The 22,307-nt window shown below is 58.3% G+C and carries 19 protein-coding genes; 3 read left to right on the forward strand and 16 right to left on the reverse strand.

The annotated features are described in order from the left end of the window. Positions 1–71 precede the first annotated feature (71 nt). Complete coding sequence (locus INF73_RS16475; protein ID WP_193542380.1) at positions 72–644, reverse strand: flavin reductase family protein; 573 nt, start codon at positions 642–644, stop codon at positions 72–74. Positions 645–752: 108 nt separating this feature from the next. Between INF73_RS16475 and nhoA the strand changes: the two genes are divergently transcribed. Continuing rightward, entirely contained in the window at positions 753–1,598 is an 846-nt protein-coding gene (nhoA, locus tag INF73_RS16480) for an N-hydroxyarylamine O-acetyltransferase (protein ID WP_193542378.1), read from the forward strand. Between the two features lie 78 nt (positions 1,599–1,676). Here the strand turns inward: nhoA and narI are convergent, their stop codons facing one another. The 6 genes from narI to INF73_RS16510 form a co-directional block, all read right to left on the reverse strand. After that, positions 1,677–2,357: a respiratory nitrate reductase subunit gamma gene (gene narI, locus INF73_RS16485; protein ID WP_193542376.1), complete on the reverse strand. Its 681-nt coding sequence runs from the start codon at positions 2,355–2,357 to the stop codon at positions 1,677–1,679. After that, on the reverse strand, positions 2,354–3,049 hold the full coding sequence (narW, locus tag INF73_RS16490; RefSeq protein WP_193542374.1) for a nitrate reductase molybdenum cofactor assembly chaperone: 696 nt from the start codon (positions 3,047–3,049) through the stop codon (positions 2,354–2,356). The genes narI and narW overlap by 4 nt, the downstream gene beginning before the upstream one ends. After that, positions 3,049–4,593: a nitrate reductase subunit beta gene (narH, locus tag INF73_RS16495; RefSeq protein ID WP_193542372.1), complete on the reverse strand. Its 1,545-nt coding sequence runs from the start codon at positions 4,591–4,593 to the stop codon at positions 3,049–3,051. The genes narW and narH overlap by 1 nt, the downstream gene beginning before the upstream one ends. After that, on the reverse strand, positions 4,590–8,330 hold the full coding sequence (locus INF73_RS16500) for a nitrate reductase subunit alpha (RefSeq protein ID WP_193542370.1): 3,741 nt from the start codon (positions 8,328–8,330) through the stop codon (positions 4,590–4,592). Before INF73_RS16500 ends, narH begins: the two co-directional genes overlap by 4 nt. Before the next feature lie 27 nt (positions 8,331–8,357). Beyond that, complete coding sequence (locus INF73_RS16505; RefSeq protein WP_193542368.1) at positions 8,358–9,743, reverse strand: NarK family nitrate/nitrite MFS transporter; 1,386 nt, start codon at positions 9,741–9,743, stop codon at positions 8,358–8,360. Between the two features lie 209 nt (positions 9,744–9,952). Continuing rightward, positions 9,953–10,528, reverse strand: a complete 576-nt coding sequence (locus INF73_RS16510; RefSeq protein WP_193542366.1) for a TetR family transcriptional regulator — start codon at positions 10,526–10,528, stop codon at positions 9,953–9,955. Between the two features lie 117 nt (positions 10,529–10,645). On the opposite strand from INF73_RS16510, the gene INF73_RS16515 reads away from it, so the two are divergent. Then, positions 10,646–12,133 carry an MFS transporter gene (locus INF73_RS16515; protein ID WP_193542363.1) on the forward strand — a complete coding sequence of 496 codons (1,488 nt, stop codon included), beginning with the start codon at positions 10,646–10,648 and terminating at the stop codon, positions 12,131–12,133. Positions 12,134–12,199: 66 nt separating this feature from the next. Here INF73_RS16515 and INF73_RS16520 read toward each other — a convergent pair whose 3' ends face one another. From INF73_RS16520 to INF73_RS16550, 7 genes are read right to left on the reverse strand one after another with little or no spacing between them, the layout of a single operon-like run. After that, positions 12,200–13,426, reverse strand: coding sequence for a Zn-dependent hydrolase (locus INF73_RS16520; RefSeq protein ID WP_193542361.1), 1,227 nt, complete (start codon positions 13,424–13,426; stop codon positions 12,200–12,202). Next, positions 13,423–13,905: an L-2-amino-thiazoline-4-carboxylic acid hydrolase gene (locus tag INF73_RS16525; protein ID WP_028013263.1), complete on the reverse strand. Its 483-nt coding sequence runs from the start codon at positions 13,903–13,905 to the stop codon at positions 13,423–13,425. Before INF73_RS16525 ends, INF73_RS16520 begins: the two co-directional genes overlap by 4 nt. Positions 13,906–13,922: 17 nt before the next feature. Continuing rightward, positions 13,923–15,080: a branched-chain amino acid ABC transporter substrate-binding protein gene (locus INF73_RS16530; RefSeq protein WP_041909827.1), complete on the reverse strand. Its 1,158-nt coding sequence runs from the start codon at positions 15,078–15,080 to the stop codon at positions 13,923–13,925. 28 nt (positions 15,081–15,108) lie between these two features. Beyond that, the gene (locus tag INF73_RS16535; RefSeq protein WP_193542359.1) at positions 15,109–15,828 is read right to left on the reverse strand and encodes an ABC transporter ATP-binding protein; all 720 of its coding nucleotides are present in this window, start codon (positions 15,826–15,828) and stop codon (positions 15,109–15,111) included. After that, entirely contained in the window at positions 15,821–16,588 is a 768-nt protein-coding gene (locus INF73_RS16540; RefSeq protein WP_028013260.1) for an ABC transporter ATP-binding protein, read from the reverse strand. Before INF73_RS16540 ends, INF73_RS16535 begins: the two co-directional genes overlap by 8 nt. Next, a complete protein-coding gene (locus INF73_RS16545; protein ID WP_193359981.1) occupies positions 16,585–17,691 on the reverse strand; it encodes a branched-chain amino acid ABC transporter permease in 1,107 nt (368 codons plus the stop codon). Before INF73_RS16545 ends, INF73_RS16540 begins: the two co-directional genes overlap by 4 nt. A gap of 8 nt (positions 17,692–17,699) precedes the next feature. After that, entirely contained in the window at positions 17,700–18,650 is a 951-nt protein-coding gene (locus INF73_RS16550) for a branched-chain amino acid ABC transporter permease (RefSeq protein WP_193542357.1), read from the reverse strand. A gap of 170 nt (positions 18,651–18,820) precedes the next feature. On the opposite strand from INF73_RS16550, the gene INF73_RS16555 reads away from it, so the two are divergent. After that, positions 18,821–19,765 carry a LysR substrate-binding domain-containing protein gene (locus INF73_RS16555; RefSeq protein WP_193542355.1) on the forward strand — a complete coding sequence of 315 codons (945 nt, stop codon included), beginning with the start codon at positions 18,821–18,823 and terminating at the stop codon, positions 19,763–19,765. Between the two features lie 54 nt (positions 19,766–19,819). Here INF73_RS16555 and INF73_RS16560 read toward each other — a convergent pair whose 3' ends face one another. Together INF73_RS16560 and yddG are read right to left on the reverse strand one after the other, a co-directional pair. Beyond that, positions 19,820–20,929, reverse strand: coding sequence for a porin OmpC (locus tag INF73_RS16560; protein WP_059357602.1), 1,110 nt, complete (start codon positions 20,927–20,929; stop codon positions 19,820–19,822). 475 nt (positions 20,930–21,404) lie between these two features. Continuing rightward, the gene (gene yddG / locus INF73_RS16565; RefSeq protein WP_059357601.1) at positions 21,405–22,283 is read right to left on the reverse strand and encodes an aromatic amino acid DMT transporter YddG; all 879 of its coding nucleotides are present in this window, start codon (positions 22,281–22,283) and stop codon (positions 21,405–21,407) included. Positions 22,284–22,307 lie beyond the last annotated feature (24 nt).

A 22,307-nucleotide genomic window follows, 5' to 3' on the forward strand; every position in this document is an offset into this window, starting at 1 on the left:
TTTTCTGACAGCGGGTAAGCATTAAATGTTATATAAAATCATAATATTTCAATAATATATGATTGATCTTGTCAATCCAGCGCCTTCACCATTTTCCCGCTCGCCACAAATGTCCCCGCGCCGAGATGATGCAGTGTATTAAGTTTATCCCCGTCAAACTGCCAGCGCCCGGCGACAAACGCGCGCTCATCGGCTGCCGCAGAAACCACTTCTCCAAACAGCGTGTCGTATTTCTCTGCCGCGGGTGTGACGGGAAGTAATCGGCACTCCATCCACGCCAGACATTTTTCTTCAATGACCGGCAGCCCGAGCTCAGGGCCGTTCACCACCGGGATCCCGTAGCAGTTGAATTTGTCCTCGTCGCGCCCGCTGACGCTTCCGACAGCGAATGTCCAGTTAGCTGCCGCCACGCCGGGGATGACGATGCCAAACTTTCCGCTGCGCTCGATAAGCTCGCGTGACCAGGCGCTTTTATCCACCACAATCGCGATGCGCGGCGGTTCAAACTCAACGGGCATTGACCATGCGGCGGCCATCACGTTACGTCTGTCCAGGGTTTCATCCCGACTGGTAATAAGCACGGTAGGGCCGTGGTTCAACAGGCGGCTGGCATGACGTAATTCAACAGGGCGAAAGTGGCTCATAGGATCTCCTCATCTGTAACGATGAGTATGACGAAAAAGCACGTAAATCAAAGTGAGCGCGTAAAATTAGTTTATAAACAGAACATCACAATCAAAGGAAAATGATGTATGTCCCCCTTTCTGACTGACTATTATGCCCGCATCGGCTGGGCGCAACCGACGCGGGTGGATATCGATACCCTGCGCGCGCTGCATTTACACCACAACTGTGCGATCCCGTTCGAAAATATTGATGTCGTCCTGCCGCGCGAAATCCATCTTGACGATCAATGTCTGGTCGACAAGCTGGTGACGGCGCGACGCGGAGGATATTGCTTTGAGCAAAACGGCCTTTTCGAGCGCGTGTTGCGTGAAGTCGGGTTTAACGTGCGCAGCGTGCTGGGGCGGGTCGTACTGGCAAATCCGTCGCAGATGCCGCCGCGCACGCACCGCCTGCTGCTGGTTGAGCTGAACGGCGAGCGCTGGATTGCCGACGTGGGGTTTGGTGGACAGACGCTGACGGCGCCGATTCGCCTGCTCGCCAACGAGGAACAGGAGACCCCGCACGGCATGTACCGTCTTCTGAGCGAGGGTAACGACTGGGTATTACAGTTTCGACACCACGAGCACTGGCAGTCGATGTACCACTTTGACCTGACGACGCAGTATTTCAGCGATTATGTGATGGGGAACTTTTGGTCGGCGCACTGGCCGCAGTCGCACTTCCGTCATCATCTGCTGATGTGCCGCCATCTGCCGGACGGCGGCAAGCTGACGCTGACCAACTTCAACTTCACCCACTGGCAGAATGGCCATATGGAGGAGCAGATCCATTTGCCGGATGCGGAGGCGCTGTATAAGCTGATGCAGGAGCGGTTTGGCCTGGGCGTTGATGACCCGAAGCACGGCTTTACACTGGCCGAGCTGACGGCAGTGATGGCGGGGTTTGAGACGCATCCGCAGGCCGGGAAATAGCCCGGTGGCGGCTACGCCTTACCGGGCCTACGGGAGTGTGAACGTAGGTCGGGTAAGGCGTAGCGGCACCCGACAAAATCAACGGCGCGATCTCACCACCTGATACCGACGGGTAAAATACTCAAACGGCGCGCTCCACACGTGCACCAGACGGGTGAACGGGAAGATGAGGAAGATCGTCATCCCCAGCACCAGATGCACGCGGAAGATCGGCGCGACGCCGCTCAACATCTCCGACGAGCCCCCCTTAAACGTTACGATCCCCTGCGCCCAGCCGACCAGCTTCATCATCTCGCTTCCGTCAGGATATTGCGCGGAGAAAGGAATGGTCGATAGCCCCAGGATGCACTGAAGCAGCAGGATACTCATGATGATAATATCCGGCGTGGTGGACGTGGCGCGTACCCGCTGGTTGAACAGGCGGCGGATCAGCAGCATTGACCCACCAATCAGCGTCAGTACGCCGCATATGCCTCCCGCAATCATGGCCAGCTGCTGTTTAACCGCGACGGGTAAAAACCAGGCGTACATCCAGTGCGGGGTTAACATGCCGAACAGGTGGCCGAAGAAGATCCCCAGAATCCCGATATGAAACAGGTTAGAGGCCCAGTTCATCCCGCGCTTGCTGAGCATCTGGCTCGATGAGCCCCGCCAGGTGTATTGCCCGTAGTCGTAGCGAAGCCAGCTGCCGAGGAAAAAAACGGTAGCACAGATATACGGGTAAATATCATAGAAAAACACGTTCAGGTAGTGCGTCATTTTGGGCCTCCGGCGCTGACGTCCACGTACTGCGGCGCGACGTCCTGGCTAAAGCGTCGTTGATATTGCTGCATCGGCGAACTGTCGCACGATGTGGCGTTGTCTTCGATAAACTTCACCTGTTCCTCTTCCCACACGGCGTCCAGCGCCTGACGGGTATCATCCCGTTTTTCACCGGACACCTGCTTCGCCACGCTGTCGCTGGAAAGCCGCGTTCCCGCCAGCGTCAGCAGGGCGTCAAACAGCTGGTAATGCGCCACGCCGCGCTGCTTGAGGCGACCACCAATCAGCGCCAGGATCGGCGCGACATTTTGCAATCCTTCACGCGCCTCGTCGTCGGTGACGAGGCTGAGGTATTCCAGGTAGAGCGGCAGATAGTCGGGCAGCTCGCGGCAGTCCAGCTCCAGCCCGGCTTTCTCATACTGGCTCATCAGATCGACCATCGCCTGACCGCGATCGCGCGACTCGGCGTGAACGTGCTCGAACAGCAGCAGGGACGTTGCGCGGCCCCGTTCGAACACCTCGCACCATTCGGCCTGCTTATCCAGCAGCGGGGCGCTAAGGTGCTGCTGCGCAAACGGCAGCAGCATGGGCGCGTCCTGCTCAACCAGGGAAAGCGCCTCATCGCGGTTTTCCCACAGCAGCTCATCGGGATACTCAATCAGCAGCGCGATGATTTTAAGGATCTGCATTATTCTCCCTCCCCGTGTTCGCGCACCTCGGTGATGTTAATCGCGTCGATGCGGCTGCTGTTGAAGAGGTTGAATTTGGTGTCGGAGCCGTGGCAGCCGTCGCCAAAGGTGAAGCCGCAGCCGTTTTTCTCCGGGAAGGCGTCGCGCGCCATTTCGCGGTGGCTGGTCGGGATCACGAAGCGGTCTTCGTAGTTAGCGATGGCGAGATAGCGGTACATCTCCTCAACCTGCGCTTCGGTCAGGCCCACTTCCTCAATGGCGCGGGTATCGGTCACGCCTTCCACGGTCTGAGAGCGTTTATAGTGACGCATCGCCATCATGCGCTTCAGGGAGCGCAGCACCGGGCCGGTATCGCCCGCGCTGAGCATGTTTGCCAGGTACTGCACCGGAATGCGCAGGCTTTCCACGGCAGGCAGGACGCCGTCACTCTGCGGCAGGCCGCCCGCATCCGCGTAGGACTGAATCGGCGACAGCGGCGGCACGTACCAGACCATCGGCAGGGTGCGGTATTCCGGATGCAGCGGCAGGGCCAGCTTCCAGTCCATCGCCATCTTGTAGACCGGCGAACGCTGGGCGGCATCAATCACGTTCTGCGGAATGCCCTGCTTCAGCGCTTCCTCAATCACCGCCGGATCGTTCGGGTTGAGGAACACGTCGCACTGGCGCTCGTACAGATCGGTTTCATGCTCGGTGCTGGCGGCCTCTTCAATACGGTCCGCGTCGTAGAGCAGCACGCCGAGATAACGGATTCGCCCGACGCAGGTCTCCGAACAAACGGTCGGCTGGCCGGACTCAATGCGCGGGTAGCAGAAGATGCATTTTTCTGACTTGCCGCTTTTCCAGTTGAAGTAAATTTTCTTGTACGGGCAGCCGCTGATGCACAGGCGCCAGCCGCGACATTTATCCTGGTCGATCAGCACAATGCCGTCCTCTTCGCGCTTGTAAATCGCGCCGCTCGGGCAGGTGGCCACGCAGCTCGGGTTCAGGCAGTGCTCGCACAGGCGCGGCAGATACATCATGAAGGTGTTTTCAAACTGGCCGTACATCTCCTTCTGGATCTTCTGGAAGTTGCGGTCGCGGGCGCGCTTTTCGAACTCGCCGCCCAGCAGTTCCTCCCAGTTTGGCCCCCAGACGATTTTGTCCATCCGCTTGCCGTCGATCAGCGAGCGGGGGCGGGCGGTAGGGAGGTGATCCCCCTCCGGCGCGCGGTGCAGATCCTGATAGTCAAAGGTGAAGGGTTCGTAATAATCGTCAATCTGCGGCAGGACGGGGTTGGCGAAAATCTTCGACAGCACGCCCATTTTGCCGCCGAGGCGCGGGGTCAGCTTGCCGTGAATGCCGCGGATCCATCCGCCTTGCCACTCCTCCTGATCTTCCCAGTTTTTCGGGTAGCCAATCCCCGGTTTGGTCTCCACATTGTTAAACCACGCATACTCCATCCCTTCGCGCCCGGTCCAGACGTTCTTGCAGGTGACCGAGCAGGTGTGGCAGCCGATGCATTTATCGAGATTCAGAACCATGCCAACCTGTGAGCGTATTTTCATTTTTTCGCCTCCTGTACCTGATCCCGACCTTCGCCGTCCAGCCAGTTAATATTTTTCATTTTGCGGATCATGATGAACTCGTCGCGGTTGGAGCCGACGGTGCCGTAATAGTTAAAGCTGTATGCTAGTTGCGCATAGCCGCCGATCATGTGCGTCGGTTTTGGGCAGACGCGGGTGACCGAGTTGTGGATCCCGCCGCGCCGTCCGGTCACTTCTGACCCCGGAATGTTCAGGATGCGCTCCTGGGCGTGGTACATCATGGTCATGCCCGGCGGCACGCGCTGGCTGACCACCGCGCGGGCGGTGAGGGCGCCGTTGGCGTTGAAGGCTTCGATCCAGTCGTTGTCCTCTATGCCCAGCTCGCGCGCGTCGGTTTCGCTGATCCAGACGATGGGCCCCCCGCGCGACAGGGTCTGCATCAGCAGGTTTTCGCTGTAGGTGGAGTGGATGCCCCATTTCTGGTGCGGCGTCAGGAAGTTCAGCGCTTTTTCCGGGAAGCCGTTCGGCGGGATCTCGCGCATGTGGGTCACGCTGCGGGTATCAATCGGTGGGCGATAGGCCACCAGGCTCTCCCCGAAGGCGCGCATCCACGGATGATCCTGATACAGCTGCTGGCGGCCCGAAAGGGTGCGCCACGGGATCAGCTCGTGGACGTTGGTATAGCCCGCGTTATAGGAGACGTGCTCGCTCTCAAGGCCGGACCACGTCGGGCTGGAGATGATTTTGCGCGGCTGCGCCTGAATGTCGCGGAAGCGGATTTTCTCGTCTTCCTTGTTCAGCGCCAGATGGGTGTGGTCGCGCCCGGTCAGTTCTCCGAGCGCTTCCCAGGCCTTCACCGCCACCTGTCCGTTGGTTTCCGGGGCGAGGGCGAGGATCACCTCCGAGGCGTCAATGGCGGTTTCAATGCGCGGGCGGCCTTTCGCCGGGCCGTCGAGCTTGACGTAGTTCAGCTTGCCGAGGAAATCGACCTCGTTCTGCGTATTCCACGAAATGCCTTTCCCGCCGTTGCCGAGCTTGTCCATCAGCGGGCCGAGGGCGGTAAAACGTTCGTAAGTTTCCGGGTAGTTACGCTCGACCACGGCAATGTTTGGCGCCGTTTTACCGGGGATCAGGTCACATTCCCCTTTGCGCCAGTCCTGAATATCAAACGGCTGCGACAGCTCCGCCGGGGAGTCATGCTGCAGCGGCTGGAGCACCACGTCGGTTTCTGTGCCCAGATGGCCAACGCACACCTCGGAGAAGACTTTGGCGATGCCTTTGTAGATCTCCCAGTCGCTGCGCGATTCCCATGCCGGGTCAACGGCGGCGGAAAGCGGATGAATAAACGGGTGCATGTCCGAGGTATTCATGTCGTCCTTTTCATACCAGGTGGCGGTCGGCAGAACGATATCGGAGAACAGGCAGGTGCTGGACATGCGGAAATCGAGCGTCACCAGCAGGTCGAGTTTGCCCTCGATGGCGGCGGTTTGCCACTCCACCTCTTCAGGCTTCACGTCATCCGTTGAGCCTAAATCTTCACCCTGAATGCCGCTCTCGGTGCCGAGCAGGTATTTCAGCATGTACTCGTGGCCTTTCCCGGACGAGCCGAGCAGGTTAGAGCGCCAGACGAACAGGTTGCGCGGGTGGTTCTTGCCGTTGTCCGGCTGTTCGCAGGCGAAGCGGATATCGCCCGACTTCAACGCCTGAACGGTGTACTCCTGCGGCGTCATGCCCGCCGCGTCCGCACGCGCCTTGACGTGCAGCGGGTTGAGGTTGAGCTGCGGGGCCGACGGCAGCCAGCCCATGCGTTCGGCACGAACGTTAAAGTCGATCAGATGTCCGGTGAACTTCGACGCGTCCGCCAGCGGGGAGAGCAGCTCCTGCGCGGTGAGCTTCTCGTAGCGCCACTGGCTGGCGTGGTTGTAGAAGAACGAGGTGCTGTTCATCTGGCGCGGCGGGCGGTTCCAGTCCAGCGCGAAGGCCAGCGGCAGCCAGCCGGTTTGCGGGCGCAGCTTCTCCTGGCCGACATAGTGGGACCAGCCGCCGCCGCTCTGCCCGACGCAGCCGCAGAAGACCAGCATATTGATCATCCCGCGATAGTTCATGTCCATGTGGTACCAGTGGTTCACCCCGGCACCAAGAATGATCATCGAGCGACCGTGCGTTTTGTGCGCCGTGTCGGCGAACTCGCGGGCAATTTTTTCGATCAGGTACGCGGGCACGCCGGTGATCTGCTCGCCCCAGGCGGGCGTGTAGGCTTTGATCTGGTCATAGCTGTCTGCGGCGTTACTGTCTTCCAGGCCGCGATCGAGACCGTAGTTAGCCAGCACCAGATCGTAAACGCTGACCACTCGCTTCTCGCTGCCGTCGGCGAGCGTCAGGGTTTTGCTCGGCACGCGGCGCGTCAGCACCGGCTCCTGCTTCACGCTGCGAAAATGCGGGTTTTCGTTGCCGCCAAAGTAGGGGAACGCGACGTCCGCCACGCTGTCGTGGGTAATCAGCAGGGAGAGTGTGAGTTCTGTTTCATGGCCCGCAGCCTGAGGCTCCAGGTTCCATTTGCCTTTTTCCCCCCAGCGGAAGCCGATCGAGCCGTTTGGCACCACCAGGTTACCGGCAATATCGAAGGCGACGGTCTTCCACTCTGGGTTATTGGCCTCCCCCAGTCCGTCGACGAGATCGGAGGCTCGCAGCATCCGGCCCGGCACCACGCGACCGTCAGCCTGCTCGTCCAGCAGCACGAGCATCGGCATGTCGGTGTAGCGGCGGCAGTAGTTAAGGAAGTAATCGCTCGGGTTATCGAGGTGGAACTCTTTGAGGATGACGTGGCCCATCGCCATGGCGAGGGCGCTGTCGGTGCCCTGTTTGGGGGCCAGCCACTGGTCGCTGAGCTTGGCGACCTCCGAGAAGTCCGGCGTAATCGCAACGGTCTTAGTGCCTTTGTAGCGCACCTCGGTAAAGAAGTGGGCGTCCGGAGTACGCGTCTGCGGCACGTTCGAGCCCCAGGCAATGATATAGCTGGAGTTGTACCAGTCGGCGGACTCCGGCACGTCGGTCTGCTCGCCCCAGGTCATCGGCGACGCCGGCGGCAGGTCGCAGTACCAGTCGTAGAAGCTCAGGCAGGTGCCGCCCAGCAGGGAGAGATAGCGCGTTCCGGCAGCGTAGGAGACCATCGACATCGCCGGAATAGGCGAAAAACCGGCCACGCGGTCCGGGCCGTAGTTTTTGATGGTCCAGACGTTAGCGGCGGCGATCAGCTGGTTCAGCTCTTTCCAGTTTGAGCGGATAAACCCGCCTTTACCCCGCGCCTTCCTGTAGCTTTGCGCCTTTTGCGGATCGTTCTGGATGGCATCCCAGGCCAGCACCGGATCGGTATGCTGCGCCAGCGCCTCGCGCCAGAGCTCAATCAGCCTGCGGCGCACCAGCGGGTACTTAAGGCGGTTGGCGCTGTAGAGGTACCAGGAGTAGCTTGCGCCTCGCGGGCAGCCGCGCGGCTCGTGATTGGGCAGGTCAGGGCGGGTGCGGGGGTAGTCGGTCTGCTGGGTTTCCCAGGTCACCAGGCCGTTTTTGACATAAATCTTCCAGCTGCAGGAGCCGGTACAGTTTACCCCGTGGGTGGATCGCACAATCTTGTCGAACTGCCAGCGCTGGCGGTAGCCGTCCTCCCAGTCGCGGTTGGTGTGGTATACCTGCCCGTGCCCGTTGGCGAAGCTGTCCCCCTTTGTTTTGAAATAACGAAAGCGATCCAACAGTTTGCTCATGACATTTCTCCTGCTTCGGACGTGTAGTTATTGTTTTTTTGCGGATTTGCGGCCATACACCAGCCAGGTAACGAGCACGCAGACGATGTAAAACACGAGGAACACCTTCATGGCGCCGACCGGCGATCCGGTCATCGCCAGCGAGGTGCCAAAGGCTTTGGGAATGAAGAACCCGCCAACGGCGCCGATAGCGGAGATAAAGCCCAGCGCGGCGGCGGTCTCCGTCACCGCTTCATGCTGCGCCTGCTCGTCCGTGCCGCCCTGCCTCTTGACGCGGTCGAGGGTGATTTGGCGAAAGATAATCGCGATCATCTGGAAGGTCGAACCGCTGCCCAGCCCGGCGGTGAGGAACAGGCCCATAAAGACCAGGTAGAAGGCGATAAAGCTGCCGGAGCCAGAGCCGGGGAGCGTCAGGAAGATCAGGGCGCTGAAGATAGCCATAAAAACGAAGTTAATCAGCGTGACGCGCACGCCGCCCAGCCTGTCAGAGATCATTCCGCCCGCCGAACGCGCCAGCGCGCCGATCAGGGGGCCAAAGAAAGCGAGGTGCAGGATGTTCACGTCCGGGAACTGGGTTTTCGACAGCATGGCAAAGCCCGCCGAGAAGCCGATAAACGAGCCGAAGGTAGCAAGATAAAGCAGGCTCAGCAGCCAGAGGTGAAAGCGCTTCAGTACCGGCAGCTGGCTGGCGATAGAGGCTTTAGAGCTGGCGATATCGTTCATGCCAAAAAACGCCGCAAGGGTTGCCAGCAGCAGCGGCGCCCAGACCCAGGCCGCATTGGCCAGCCACATCGTTGAGCCGTCCTCCTGCGGTACGCCGTGCACGCCGAGGAAGGTAAACATTGGCAGGAAAATCACCAGCGGAGCAAACAGCTGCATCACGCTGACGCCCAGATTTCCCAGCCCGCCGTTGATGCCCAGCGCGCTGCCCTGTCTGGCCTTCGGGAAGAAGAAGCTGATGTTACCCATGCTGGAGGCAAAGTTGGCCCCGGCAAAACCGCAGAGCAGGGCAATCACGATAAAGACCCAGTAAGGTGTCGCGGTGTCCTGAATGGCTATTCCCAGCCAGACGCAGGGGATAATCAGGATAACGGTGCTCAATACCGTCCAGTAGCGTCCGCCAAATATTGGCACCATAAACGAGTAGGGGACGCGCAATATCGCGCCAGAGAGAGAAGGTAATGCCGTTAGCATAAAAAGCTGATCGGTGGTGAAATTAAATCCGACTTTATTAAGATTGACCGCAACGGCGCTAAATAACATCCACACGCAAAACGCTAATAGCAGGCAAGCTACAGAAATCCATAGGTTTCTTCGTGCGATATGTTTTCCTTTATTCTCCCAAAATTGCGCGTTTTCAGGTTTCCAGTTACTCAACAGATGGGGATTACTTTTATCACTTTGTTGCGACATATCGCCCTCTTGCTTACCATGTTTGAGAGAAAAATGAAGTAAAAACAGAAAGATGATTAAAGAAGTGTTATTGGTTTTTTGGGATGCTTTGGGATACATCTGAAAGGATAGATAAAAAAGCGAACCCCCGAGATTAGAATGAAAATAAGGGCTCGCTTAATGTGTTACTAATTGTAACACTTTGCTTAATTTATACTCCGGAAGGAGTATTAAAACAATTCCAGCGTGATAAGTTTGTCGAGATGTTTATTAAATGCCGCATCGTCCATTTCAGGCATATTTAATACGGTGATCCCATCCAGGCCACAAACCAGCCCTATTAAACGCCAGGCGATATTTTCCGCCCGATCGGTAAGCGTGAACGCGTTGGCATCAGCCCCGGCGCGGATAATCGCCACGGTTTCCTGATGCCACATCTCCATGGTCAGGACATAAGCCGCTTTGATCTCGGGATCACGGCTGGCAAGAATTTGGGCTTCCCGCCAAAGGCGAATGTAAGGTTCAAGCCCACCGTCGTCACTGCCGAGCATGCTGTGCAACCGTTCCCGCCAGCCGGCGTTTTCACCCACCACGTCGGCATCCAGCAGCTCGCGGATCACGCGCACAAACGACAGCGATTTTAACTCGCCGCCGGAGGCAAAGTGGTGGTGGACCTGCCCGGTCGCGACGCCCGCTTCTGCGGCAATACGCCGTACCGTCATGGCTGCCAGCCCCTCGGCCAGCGCCACGCGCATCGCGGCCTGTAAGATCGCTTCCCGCCGCTCTTCCTTGCTCAAATAGCGCATTTTTTCTCTACTCTCAATAAGACCGAAACGAGTGTAACAAAAAGCTGGACAGTCGTTCAACTTTACGTAGGATCGCATTCTGGACATGTGTCCATGTTTAAAATGAAAAGGAAATTTATGTTTCGTCAGTGGTTAGCGTTAGTGATTATCGTGCTGGTATACATCCCGGTGGCGATTGACGCGACGGTGCTGCACGTGGCGGCGCCGACATTGAGCATGACGCTGGGTGCCAGCGGTAACGAATTGTTGTGGATCATTGATATTTACTCGCTGGTGATGGCGGGAATGGTGCTGCCGATGGGTGCCCTGGGTGACCGCATTGGCTTTAAACGCTTGCTGATGATCGGCAGCACGCTGTTTGGCCTGTCGTCCCTGGGGGCCGCGTTTGCACCGTCGGCAGGGTGGCTGATAGCGGCACGCGCCTCGCTGGCGATCGGTGCGGCAATGATCATTCCGGCTACGCTTGCGGGGATCCGCACGCTGTTTACCGACGCGAAAGATCGCAACATCGCGCTCGGCGTCTGGGCGGCAGTGGGTTCCGGCGGGGCGGCGTTTGGTCCGCTGATTGGCGGTATGCTGCTCGAGCATTTTTACTGGGGATCGGTGTTTTTAATCAACGTGCCGATTGTGCTGGTAGTGGTGTCGCTGGCCGCGCGTTTTGTGCCCCGTCAGCAGGGCCGACCGGAGCAGCCGCTGAATATCAGTCATGCCATCATGCTGATTGTGGCGATTTTGCTGCTGGTCTACAGCGCCAAAACCGCGCTAAAAGGCGTCCTGTCTCCGTGGCTGGTTGCCTCCGCGCTGGTGACCGGCTCGGTGCTGCTGTTTATCTTCGTGCGCATCCAGCTGCGCGCCCGCGTGCCGATGATCGATATGCGTCTGTTCTGCCATCGCATCATTCTGAGCGGCGTGGTCATGGCGATGACCGCCATGATTGCCCTGGTCGGGTTTGAGCTGCTGATGGCGCAGGAGCTACAGTTTGTTCACGGCTTTACGCCGTTTGAAGCGGGTATGTTTATGCTCCCGGTGATGGTGGCAAGCGGATTCAGCGGGCCGATTGCCGGTGTGCTGGTGGGCCGCCTGGGGCTGCGCATCGTCGCTGCCGGGGGGATGGGGCTCAGCGCTGTCAGCTTCATCGGCCTGTCGATGCTTGATTTCAGCACGCAGCAGTGGCAGGCGTGGGGGCTGATGGTTCTGCTTGGCTTTAGCGCTGCAAGCGCGCTGCTGGCCTCGACCTCCGCCATTATGGCTGCCGCGCCGAAGGAGAAAGCCGCTGCCGCAGGAGCGATTGAAACCATGTCCTATGAACTGGGCGCCGGGCTGGGGATCGCCATTTTTGGTCTGCTGTTGACCCGCAGCTTCTCGGCGTCGATTGACCTGCCGCAGGGGCTGAATGCCTCGCTCGTCGATAAAGCCTCGTCATCCATTGGTGAAGCGATGAAGGTGGCGCAGGAGCTGACGCCGTCCCTCGCGGAGCCGGTGATTGAGGCGGCGAAAAGTGCGTTTATTACCTCCCACAGCGTGGCGCTGGGGAGTGCGGGCGGAATGCTGCTGTTGCTGGCAGTGGGGATCTGGTTCAGCCTGGCGAAGGTGCCGAAGCCGTAAAACACGCCCGGTGGCGCTGCGCTTACCGGGCCTACGGGCGCGGTTGTCCGAGCCGCGCCACCCGGTTTATTTTTCCTGGGCCGCGGACAGGACGCTATGCAACAGCACGTTCGCCCCTTTCTCCGACCACTCTGGCAGGATCCTTTCCGCTTCGTTATGGCTGATGCCCTTCACGCAGGGGATAAAAATCATGCTGGCAGGGGCAATCTTGCTGACATAGCAGGCGTCATGTCCCGCCCCCGAGACCATCGGCTTCGACGAATAGCCCAGTTCCGCAACGGCCTTTTCCGTGCGGGCCAGACATTCAGCATCAAATGCGATGGGCGCGTAGTCAAAGATGCGCTCAACGACAGCCGCCACGCCGCGCAGGCTCAGGCTTTCAGCCACCTTGTGCAGCGCCGCCTCCATGGCTTCCAGTGCCGTCAGCGCCGGATGGCGAAACTCCACGCTGCAGACCACCCGAGACGGCACGACGTTGCGCGAGTTTGGCGTAACCTGCGCCATACCGATGGTCGCACGTCCGTCCGGCGCGTGCCGATAGCCAATCTCCTCCACCTTCAGCGCCAGCTCCGAGAATGCGGTCAGCGCGTCTCGGCGGCTGTGCATCGGCGTGGTGCCCGCGTGGGCGGCAAACCCGTCCAGCGTCAGGGTAAACCAGCGCTGGCCCATTGCCGCGCGGACTAACCCGATATCCAGGGCTTCATCTTCCAGAATCGGGCCCTGTTCGATGTGCAGCTCGTAGCAGGCGTGAACCGGAAACGCGCGGGCGGGGGCTTCACCCCGGTAGCCGATGCTTTCCAGCGCTTCACCCACGCTGATACCGTCGCTATCCGCGCGGGCATGGGCGTACGCTTCGCTAAATTGCCCCGTCCAGACCCCTGAAGCGAGCATGGCTGGCGCAAAGCGCGCGCCTTCTTCGTTGGTCCAGTTGACCAGCACGATGTCACGCTCCGTCTCAAGCTGATGGTCATTGAGGGTGCGCAGCAGCTCCAGCCCGGCCAGCACGCCGTAAACCCCGTCGTAGTTCCCTCCCAGCGGCTGGGTATCCACGTGCGAACCGGTCATGACCGGCGCAAGATGCGGGTTTTTCCCCGCGCGGCGGATGAACATATTGCCCATGCTGTCGACGTCACAGGTAAAACCGGCGTCCAGCGCCCAGTCGCGCAGCAGGTTACGCGCAATACGATCTTCCTCGCTCAGTGCCAGACGGGTGACGCCACCGGCGGGCGTGCCGCCGATCTGCGCCATCATCTCAAGCGTTGACCACAGCCGTTCGGCATTGACGCGGATCATGGCTTGTCCTTACCGCTGCGGTAGCGGAAATCACAGCACGCACCGCCCTGCATAATGGTCGTGGTGCGGGTTAGCTCTACGTCCGGCGCATAGCCAACGATGAATTTCTCATCGCGCGCGCAGGAGAGCAGATGACCAATCTCGCCCAGCCCCATCTCGTGGTACATCTCCGCGTAGCGACAGCGGGTCACGTTGTAGTTGTACTGCTGGTCGTCAGCGTCGATCACCTTCACGTCCAGGGCGTTATCTTTCTCCCACAGATACTGCAGGGCGATAAAGCTCTTGATGTTCGCGCCGTTGGGTTCTTTGCTGGCAAACCCTTTGCCAGCGTCAATCGCGGCCTGCTCAATGGCCTCACCAATCACCGCCTGGGCACGGGCTTTCCCTATCTCGCGCACCAGGATTTCATAAATTGGCTTAATAATTTCAGCTTCAATTTTGCGGCGGGCGAGAATGCCCAGCTCATTATTATCACTCATCACATTGCCTCGCTGCGTTACTTCGCTTTTGCGCCGCCCAGCACGGTCTGCGGCTGCCATTTGCCGTCGACAACCTTATAGACCGTGAACGACGGCGATTTCAGGTTGCCCTCTTTATCAAACGCGATCTGTCCGGTAACGCCGGAATAGCTGATGGCGCGCAGGGCGGGCAGATAATCTGATGGCTCAACGGAGTCTGCTTTTTCCATCGCCGCAACCAGCACGCGGGTGGCGTCATAGGCGAACGGGGCGTGCAGTTCGATATGGGTGTGGTAGCGGGCCTGGTAGGCCTGTTCGAATGCCTTTCCACCCGGCATCTGGTCAACGGGCAGGCCCGGCTCCAGCGCCACAACGCCTTCGCCTTCTTTCTGCGCCAGCTTCAGGAACGTCTGGCTGACGAATCCGCCTGCGCCCATCAGCGTGGCATTCATGCCCAGCTGTTTAATGCGGCGAGCCAGCGGTGCGGCCTGGCTGTCGACGCCGCCGAAGAAGATCAGATCGGCGTTTTTACTGCGGATGGCGGTCAGCACGGCGCTGAAATCGACCGTTTTGTCATCCACGTACTGACGGTCGACAATTTTCACGCCCTGGGCTTCCAGCGACTTAATAAACTGGTCCGCCAGACCCTGACCGAAGGCGGTACGGTCGTCGATTACCGCAATGCGTTTGGCTTTCAGGGTGTTAACCGCGTACTGACCGGCGAGCTGGCCGCCGTCATCGTCGTGTCCCATCACGCGGAAGCTGGTATCAAAACCTTGTTGCGTATAGGCGTGACCGGTCGCGACCGGTGCCACCTGGGCGATGCCCGCATCGTGATAGACGCGGGCCGCTGGAATGCTGGTGCCGGTGTTCCAGTGGCCGACCACGCCCGCCACATCGCTGTCCACCAGACGCTGCGCGACGGCTACGGCAGTGCGCGGGTCAGACTGATCGTCTTCGGACTGCAGTTTGAAGGTGACCGCTTTGCCGCCGATGGTCGGATGCTGCTTGTTAATGTCGTCAATGGCCAGCTGCGCGCCGTTCTCCAGATCTTTCCCGATACGGGCGGACGGGCCGGTGAGCGGGCCTGCCAGACCGATAACCACGGTTTCGCCGTCGGCGGCCCACGAGGACGTTGAGGCAAGACCGCCGAGCAGAATAGCGGCGCTGAGCGCGCTGATTTTTACTGTTTTCATTGTATTTCCCTGATGTTGGCTGGTGTGGTTAAACGGGTATTTCGCCCAAATAAATGTGTGCAATCTGGTCGTCGTTAAGCAGCGCTGTCGATTTGCCATGATGAACAATGCTGCCGCTGTCCATCACCCACGCGCTGTCGGTTACCTCCAGCGCCAGGCGGGCGTTTTGTTCAATAAGCAGCAGGGCGACGCCGCGCTCGCGCAGGCCGGCGATAACGGCAAAAATGTTTTCGACCATCTTCGGGGCGAGGCCCATCGACGGTTCGTCGAGGATCAGCAGGCGCGGCTGGCTGAGCAGGGCGCGGTTAAGGGCCAGCAGCTGTTGCTCGCCGCCGGACAGCAGACCGGCAAGCTGGTGCTGTCGCTCGCCCAGACGCGGGAAGCGCTCGAAAATGGCATTCATTTCGCGCTTAAACGTGACGGTGTCACGCCTGAGCCAGGCGCCCATCTGCAGGTTTTCCAGTACCGTCATGCGGGAGAAGATCCCGCGGCCCTCCGGGACCATGACCAGCCCGTCGCTAAGCAGGGTCTCCGGGCTCTGTTTACGGACCGGCTTACCGTTGAAATTAATACTGCCGCTAAAGCTTTCCAGCCCGGTAATGGCGCGCACGGTGGAGCTTTTCCCCGCGCCGTTAGCGCCGATCAGCGTAGCCTGTTCGCCCTCGTGCAGGGTAAAGGAGACATCGCGTACGGCCTGAATCCCGCCGTAATGCACGTCCAGACGTTCTACCTTCAGCAGTTCAGACATGGGCGTTACCTCCAAGCCAGGCGGCGATCACTGCCGGGTCGCGCCGCACGCTTTCCGGCGTACCGCTGGCGAGCGTTTTACCGTAATCAAGCACCGTCAGGCGATCGCAGATGCCCATCACCAGCTTGACGTCATGTTCAATCATCAGCAGGGTTTTGCCGTCATCGCGGATGCGGATGAGCAGCTCGCCGAGCGCCACTTTTTCCGCCGCGTTCATTCCTGCGGCGGGCTCGTCCAGCGCCAGCAGCAGCGGATCCGTCGCCAGCGCGCGGGCGATTTCAAGGCGACGCTGATGACCATAGGCCAGATCGCAGGCGCGATAGTGGGCGAACTGCGCAATGCCGGTATAGTCCAGCCAGTGCCAGGCCAGCTCGCGGGTCTGCTTCTCTTCTTCGCGGGCGCGTTTATGGCGGCTCAGCGCGGCCCACAGGCCGTTACGGGTGCGCACGTGGCGGCCCACCATCACGTTTTCCAGCACCGACATCTCGTTGAAGAGGCGCACGTTCTGGAAGGTGCGGGCAATCCCGGCGGCGGTGACTTTCTCTATGTGCTTTGGGAAGTAGGGCTTATCGGCAATCGAAAACTCACCGCTGTCCGCCGGATAAAGCCCGGTGATCAGGTTAAAGCAGGTGGTTTTTCCCGCGCCGTTGGGGCCAATCAGCCCGTAGATTTCCCCCCTGTTCACGGTAATCGAAACGTCATCTACGGCAGTCAGCCCGCCGAAGCGTTTTGACATGTTGCGTACGGTTAACAGGCTCATGCCTTCACCTCCTTGTGGCGTACCGGCCAGAGGCCTGACGGGCGCACCAGCATGACCAGCACCAGTGCCAGACCGTAAAACAGCTGGCGCAGCACTTCCGGGTCAATCAGAACCGTACCGAACAGCGCCTGCTGAACCGGCGCTGCCTGGCTACGCAGCAGTTCCGGCAGGGCGGTAAGCAGTACCGCGCCCAGGATCACGCCCGGTATGTGCCCCATACCGCCCAGCACCACCATCGCCAGTACGGCAATGGACTCCTGCAGCGTGAAGGATTCCGGGGAGACAAAGCCCTGAAACGCGCCGAAAAGCGCACCTGCTATGCCGCCAAAGGAAGCGCCCATCGCAAAGGCGAGCAGCTTATAGTTACGCACGTTGATGCCCATCGCGCGGGCCACGTCTTCATCCTCGCGGATGGCGTGCCAGGCGCGGCCAATACGGGAATGCTGCAGGCGCAGGCAGACAAAAATAATCGCTACAATCACCAGCATCAGCAGGTAGTACCACAGCCACAGGGCGGGCACTTTGAAACCAAACCAGTGGTAGACGCCGCTAAACTTCAGGCCGAACAGGTTCAGCGTATCGACCCCGGTAATGCCCTTTGCGCCGTTGGTGATGTTTACCGGACGGTCGAGGTTGCGCATCAGGATGCGGATAATTTCGCCAAAGCCGAGGGTCACTATCGCCAGGTAGTCCCCGCGCAGCTTCAGCGTGGGCGCACCGAGTAAAATCCCGCAGACTGCCGCCACCAGGGCGGCCAGCGGAATAATGAGCAGATACGAGGTATGCAGCCCGTCCGGGAACCAGACGCCGAGGATCGGAAACACCTCCAGCAGGTGTGGGGAGGCCATCAGCGCAGCCAGGTAGGCGCCGACGGCGTAAAAGGCGATAAAGCCCATGTCCAGCAGGCCGGTATAGCCGACCACAATATTGAGCCCGAGCGCCAGCATGATGTAGAGCAGGGCGAAGTCGATGACGCGCACCCAGTAGTTGCCGCCGAGCTGCGTGGCCACCACGGGCGCAATCAGCAGCGCGAGGCAGAACAGGCTCATGCCTGACCAGAATTTGCGCGTCGTCGTCGGGGCCTGAATTTGAAGTGTTGTCATGGTATTCCTTACGCCCTGTGCGCTACGCGCTCGCCCAGCAGGCCAGCCGGACGGAAGACCAGCACCAGAATCAGCACCATAAAGGCAAAGACATCCTGATAGTTGCTGCCAAATACGCCGTGGGTCAGTTCACCCAGGTAGCCCGCGCCCAGCGCTTCGATAATGCCGAGCAGTATCCCGCCGATCATGGCGCCACGAATGTTGCCAATGCCCCCCAGCACGGCGGCGGTAAAGGCCTTGATCCCGGGCAAAAAGCCCATCGAGAAGCTGGCGTTACCGTAGTTGCTGGCCATCATTACGCCTGCCAGAGCGGCAAACGCCCCGCCAATGGCAAACGTCAGGGTGATAATGGCGTTTGGGTTAACCCCCATCAGCGTGGCCACGCGCGGGTTTTCCGCCACGGCGCGCATGCCGCGCCCCAGACGGGTGTATTCCACCAGCAGCCACAGCCCGGTCATCACCGCCAGCGCCAGCGCCACGGTGACAATACCGGTAACGGTCACGATGGCGGGCGGGTGCATTTCACTTCCTGACGTCACGGTAATCGGATCCATTGGCAGGATCTGCGGAAACATCAGCGGGTTGCGCGTCCAGATAATCATCGCCACGGTTTGCAGCAGGACGGAGACGCCGATACCCGAGATCAGCGGCGCCAGGCGCGGAGCGTTGCGCAGTCGACGGTAGGCAAAGCGCTCCACGGCCATCGCCAATAGGGCGCATACGGTCATGGCAATCATCAGGGCAACGCCGAGCTGCAACAGCAGAGGCATATGCGGGAAGGTGCTATTCAGGGCGTTAATGGCGGAGAGCGTGGTGAGCGCGCCGACCATCAGAATATCCCCGTGGGCAAAGTTAATAATGCGCAAAATGCCATACACCATGGTATAGCCCAGCGCGATCAGCGCGTAGATGCTTCCCAGCATCACACCGTTGATCAGTTGTTGTATGAGTGTATCCAACGTTTGTACCCGCAAAGTGCTCGTTCTGCGGCTACCATCCAATAAATGAATTAAATTGTAAAATACGCATCTATTATTTCTTATGATAAATAAATATTGTTTTATGTATATGATTTAAATGAAAATAGTTAAAACCTGCTTTTGGGTGAAAAGCCTAAAGAAATCAACATATGAATAAAACAGAACAATTGGCGAGCCTGGCGGCGTATGCAGAGAGCCGCCTGGCAAACGATCCGCCGCTTCGGGCCGTACGTGCATTCGAGGCCATCGCCAGGCTGGGGAGCGTCACGCTGGCCGCGCAGGAGCTGGATATCTCTCCGTCGGCCGTCAGCCATCAGCTCAAGGTGCTCGAAGGATACCTGCAAATGCCGCTCGCGGAACGTCAGGGACGCAGGCTGGTGCTGAGCCAGCACGGGCGGGAATATTACCGCTCGATCCGTGCGGCCTTTAACGTGTTGCGCCAGGCGACGGAGCACCTGGCGGAGCAGGCGCAAACGCGTCAGGTCACCATCAGCCTGATTCCGCTTTTTGGTATGGGTTGGTTTATCCCGCGCTTGCCTGCGTTCATGCGCGCCAATCCCCAAACCGAGATCAACGTGGTGTATGCCAATCACCGTAACTATCTGAGCGACGCGTCGGATATGTCGATTCGTTTTGGTAACGGGCAGTGGGCGGGGTATCAGAGTGAAAAGCTGATTTCCGGCCAGATGGTGCCGGTGTGCAGCCGCGCGTTCTTGCGCGTTCATGGCCATATCGACACGCCTGAACAGCTGCTGCAAATGCCGCTGCTGCACGATGAAGAGCGTACGAGCTGGACGCAGTGGTTTTTGTTGCAGGGGGTAAAACGTCCACTCCGGCGCAGCGGCCCGCTGTTTGAAGACGGGCTGTTGACGCTGGCGGGCGTTCAGGCAGGGCTGGGATGTGCGCTCATGCGTGAGCCGCTGATTGCGCCATATCTTGAGAGCGGCGAGCTGGTCAAGATATTTGACTTACCGATTGATGACGGGCGCGATTATTACCTCTGCGTGCGCTCAGACTCAGAGATGACCGAAGACGGCAAGCTTTTGCAAACCTGGCTGCGTCGGGCGGCAGGCGGGGAGTTGTCCGTCGGGTAAAAGCGGAAGATAAAAAAGCCAGCGTGTTACGCTGGCTTTTGGACAGACAAGATTTTAGAACTGGTAGGTCAGACCCAGCGCCACGATGTTGTCGGTACCGATACCTGCCTGGCGAGTGAACTGGTTGTCGTCGAGCAGGTTGATTTTGTAATCCACGTAGGTGGACATGTTTTTGTTAAAATAGTAGGTGGTGCCGACATCAATGTATTTAACCAGATCCTGGTCGCCGAAGTTCTCGATGTCTTTACCTTTAGACTGCAGGTAAGCGATGGATGGACGCAGGCCAAAGTCGAACTGATACTGAGCCACAACTTCGAAGTTTTGCGCCTTGTTTGCAAAGCCGTAGATGTCGCTGCGGTTACCGTTAGAGGTGCCGAAACGGGTTGCGTTATAGGTCTGAGAGTACTGCGCCGCGAGGTAAACGTTGTTCGCGTCGTACTTCACGCCGCCGCTGTACACTTCAGCGCGGTCGCCTTCACCGTATACGCCAGCCGCATTCTGGTCAGCTGTACGGCGAGAGGAAGACATTGCACCACCGACGCTGAAGCCTTCGCCCAGATCGTAAGTCAGGGATGCGCCATAACCGTCGCCGTTCTGGTTCAGCAGGCTGCGACCGCTGGTGTTTTCACCGCTGACGCTGCCGTTTTTACCCTGGTACTGCAGGGCAAAGTTCAGGCCGTCAACCAGACCGAAGAAGTCCTGGTTACGGTAAGTTGCCACGCCGTTTGCACGAGACTGCAGGAAGTTGTCGGCACCGTAGGTGTCACCGCCGAATTCTGGCAGAACGTCGGTCCAGGAGGTCACGTCGTAAATTACGCCGTAGTTACGACCGTAATCGAATGAACCGGCTTCCGCGAACTTCAGACCTGCGAAGGCCACACGGGTCCAGGACTGGTTGTCGCCTTCGTCCTTGTTACCCTGAATCTGGTATTCCCACTGGCCGTAACCGGACAGCTGATCGTTAACCTGGGTTTCACCCTTGAAGCCGATACGCATGTAGGTTTTATCACCGTCTGCGCCAGCGTCATCAGAGAAATAGTGCAGACCTGTCACTTTACCGTACAGATCCAGCTTGTTACCGTCTTTGTTGTAAATTTCGGCAGCGTTAACAACGCCTGCTGCCAGCATAGAAGTGACTGCCACTGCAACTAATTTAAGTTTCATCTTAAATGTTCCTTATAATTTTTTTCAGCATTTCCTGAACTGTCGCGAACGATTTCTAAACGAGGCTGTTCGTCAACGGCGTGCTATTTTTAAAAATCTTGTAGTTGTCTTTCAATAATAAGTTTCAAAATATGAGTAATAATTTCATTTAGTGTGATCGAGATCGGGTTAATGACGGCTGAATAAAATGTTGTGGCGATTATTTAATCATAATGAGTTTATTTTTTGGCAACCATGATGGCGAATATTATTGCATTTCGTGTTATTAATAGCGTTAATATTCGCAGGGAAGTAGTTACGCAGCGGTGTCAGGTTATGTCAATTTGATGTCGGGGGAATTGACGAAGGAAGCTAATATAAACAGAACATCAACAAATGCACTAATGTTCTGATTAATATATTACGGTGTGATCACATATTAAATTTATGTTAATTTTTATGCCGGATTTAATCGAACCCGGCATAAATCTGAACCCTATTTTCGTGTAGCGTACCAGCAGAGCAATGACCCGGCGCAGACCATCAGCGCGCCCTGCCAGAACGAAAAAGAGAGGGGTGAGCTTAGCAGCACGGCTGCAAGCGCGGCAGAGAGCACGGGAGTAAAATAGGACACGGCAGCCAGCACCGTGACGTTACCGTGCAGAATGCCAATATTCCATGCCGCATAGCCAAACCCAAGCGCAATGCCGCACATAACGAGCTTCACGATAACCGGAAAGCTGAACACCATTTCTGGCTGATCGCTAATGGTATATTTCACCCACAGGCTCAGCGCAGTGAGCAAAACAAAGAGGGTAATACCGTTTTGCCCTTTGGCAAATTTGGCGGTTACGGTGCAGTAGGCGGCCCAGATAAATGCTCCGGCAAAAGCAAGCGTATAGCTAAGGGGATTAGAGACGACATTGCGGATTATTTCATCAATGTGTAATCCTTGCTCACCTCCTAATACCCAACACACGCCGAGCAGAGCGATAGCTAAACCGGGGACGACCCACAGCGTTGATTTCTGTCCGTTGAATAAAATAGCAAAGACGATTGTCAGGCTCGGCCAGAGATAATTAACCATACCGACTTCTATGGCCTGCGCTCGCGTGGCGGCATAGCCTAACGACAGCGCCAGACAAATTTCGTAACTGACAAACAGTACGCTGCCTGCAATAAGATACCCGGGTGAAAAACGTTTAATATCAGGAAATCCTACCGTTACCAGGCACAATAACCCGCTGAGGGTGTAAATCATCGCCGCGCCGCCGACCGCCCCCAGCCCCTCGCTTACGCTGCGAATCAGGCCCACCATTGTGCTCCATAGCAGTATCGCCGCCAGCCCCGTGAGCGTTGCTCTCTTTCTGTCCATTACGTTTTCATCGCTAATAAAATC

The organism is Enterobacter cloacae complex sp. P6RS (genome assembly GCF_014982245.1).
GTDB classification, from domain to species: domain Bacteria; phylum Pseudomonadota; class Gammaproteobacteria; order Enterobacterales; family Enterobacteriaceae; genus Enterobacter; species Enterobacter bugandensis.

Coding starts and splice junctions, on each gene's coding strand:
- INF73_RS16475 (WP_193542380.1), bottom strand. CDS start 644: ATGAGCCACTTTCGCCCTGTTGAATTACGTCATGCCAGCCGCCTGTTG.
- yddG (WP_059357601.1), bottom strand. CDS start 22,283: ATGGACAGAAAGAGAGCAACGCTCACGGGGCTGGCGGCGATACTGCTA.
- INF73_RS16540 (WP_028013260.1), bottom strand. CDS start 16,588: ATGAGCCTGTTAACCGTACGCAACATGTCAAAACGCTTCGGCGGGCTG.
- INF73_RS16510 (WP_193542366.1), bottom strand. CDS start 10,528: ATGCGCTATTTGAGCAAGGAAGAGCGGCGGGAAGCGATCTTACAGGCC.
- INF73_RS16555 (WP_193542355.1), top strand. CDS start 18,821: ATGAATAAAACAGAACAATTGGCGAGCCTGGCGGCGTATGCAGAGAGC.
- INF73_RS16560 (WP_059357602.1), bottom strand. CDS start 20,929: ATGAAACTTAAATTAGTTGCAGTGGCAGTCACTTCTATGCTGGCAGCA.
- narI (WP_193542376.1), bottom strand. CDS start 2,357: ATGACGCACTACCTGAACGTGTTTTTCTATGATATTTACCCGTATATC.
- INF73_RS16525 (WP_028013263.1), bottom strand. CDS start 13,905: ATGAGTGATAATAATGAGCTGGGCATTCTCGCCCGCCGCAAAATTGAA.
- narH (WP_193542372.1), bottom strand. CDS start 4,593: ATGAAAATACGCTCACAGGTTGGCATGGTTCTGAATCTCGATAAATGC.
- INF73_RS16545 (WP_193359981.1), bottom strand. CDS start 17,691: ATGACAACACTTCAAATTCAGGCCCCGACGACGACGCGCAAATTCTGG.
- INF73_RS16530 (WP_041909827.1), bottom strand. CDS start 15,080: ATGAAAACAGTAAAAATCAGCGCGCTCAGCGCCGCTATTCTGCTCGGC.
- INF73_RS16515 (WP_193542363.1), top strand. CDS start 10,646: ATGTTTCGTCAGTGGTTAGCGTTAGTGATTATCGTGCTGGTATACATC.
- INF73_RS16505 (WP_193542368.1), bottom strand. CDS start 9,743: ATGTCGCAACAAAGTGATAAAAGTAATCCCCATCTGTTGAGTAACTGG.
- nhoA (WP_193542378.1), top strand. CDS start 753: ATGTCCCCCTTTCTGACTGACTATTATGCCCGCATCGGCTGGGCGCAA.
- narW (WP_193542374.1), bottom strand. CDS start 3,049: ATGCAGATCCTTAAAATCATCGCGCTGCTGATTGAGTATCCCGATGAG.
- INF73_RS16535 (WP_193542359.1), bottom strand. CDS start 15,828: ATGTCTGAACTGCTGAAGGTAGAACGTCTGGACGTGCATTACGGCGGG.
- INF73_RS16520 (WP_193542361.1), bottom strand. CDS start 13,426: ATGATCCGCGTCAATGCCGAACGGCTGTGGTCAACGCTTGAGATGATG.
- INF73_RS16500 (WP_193542370.1), bottom strand. CDS start 8,330: ATGAGCAAACTGTTGGATCGCTTTCGTTATTTCAAAACAAAGGGGGAC.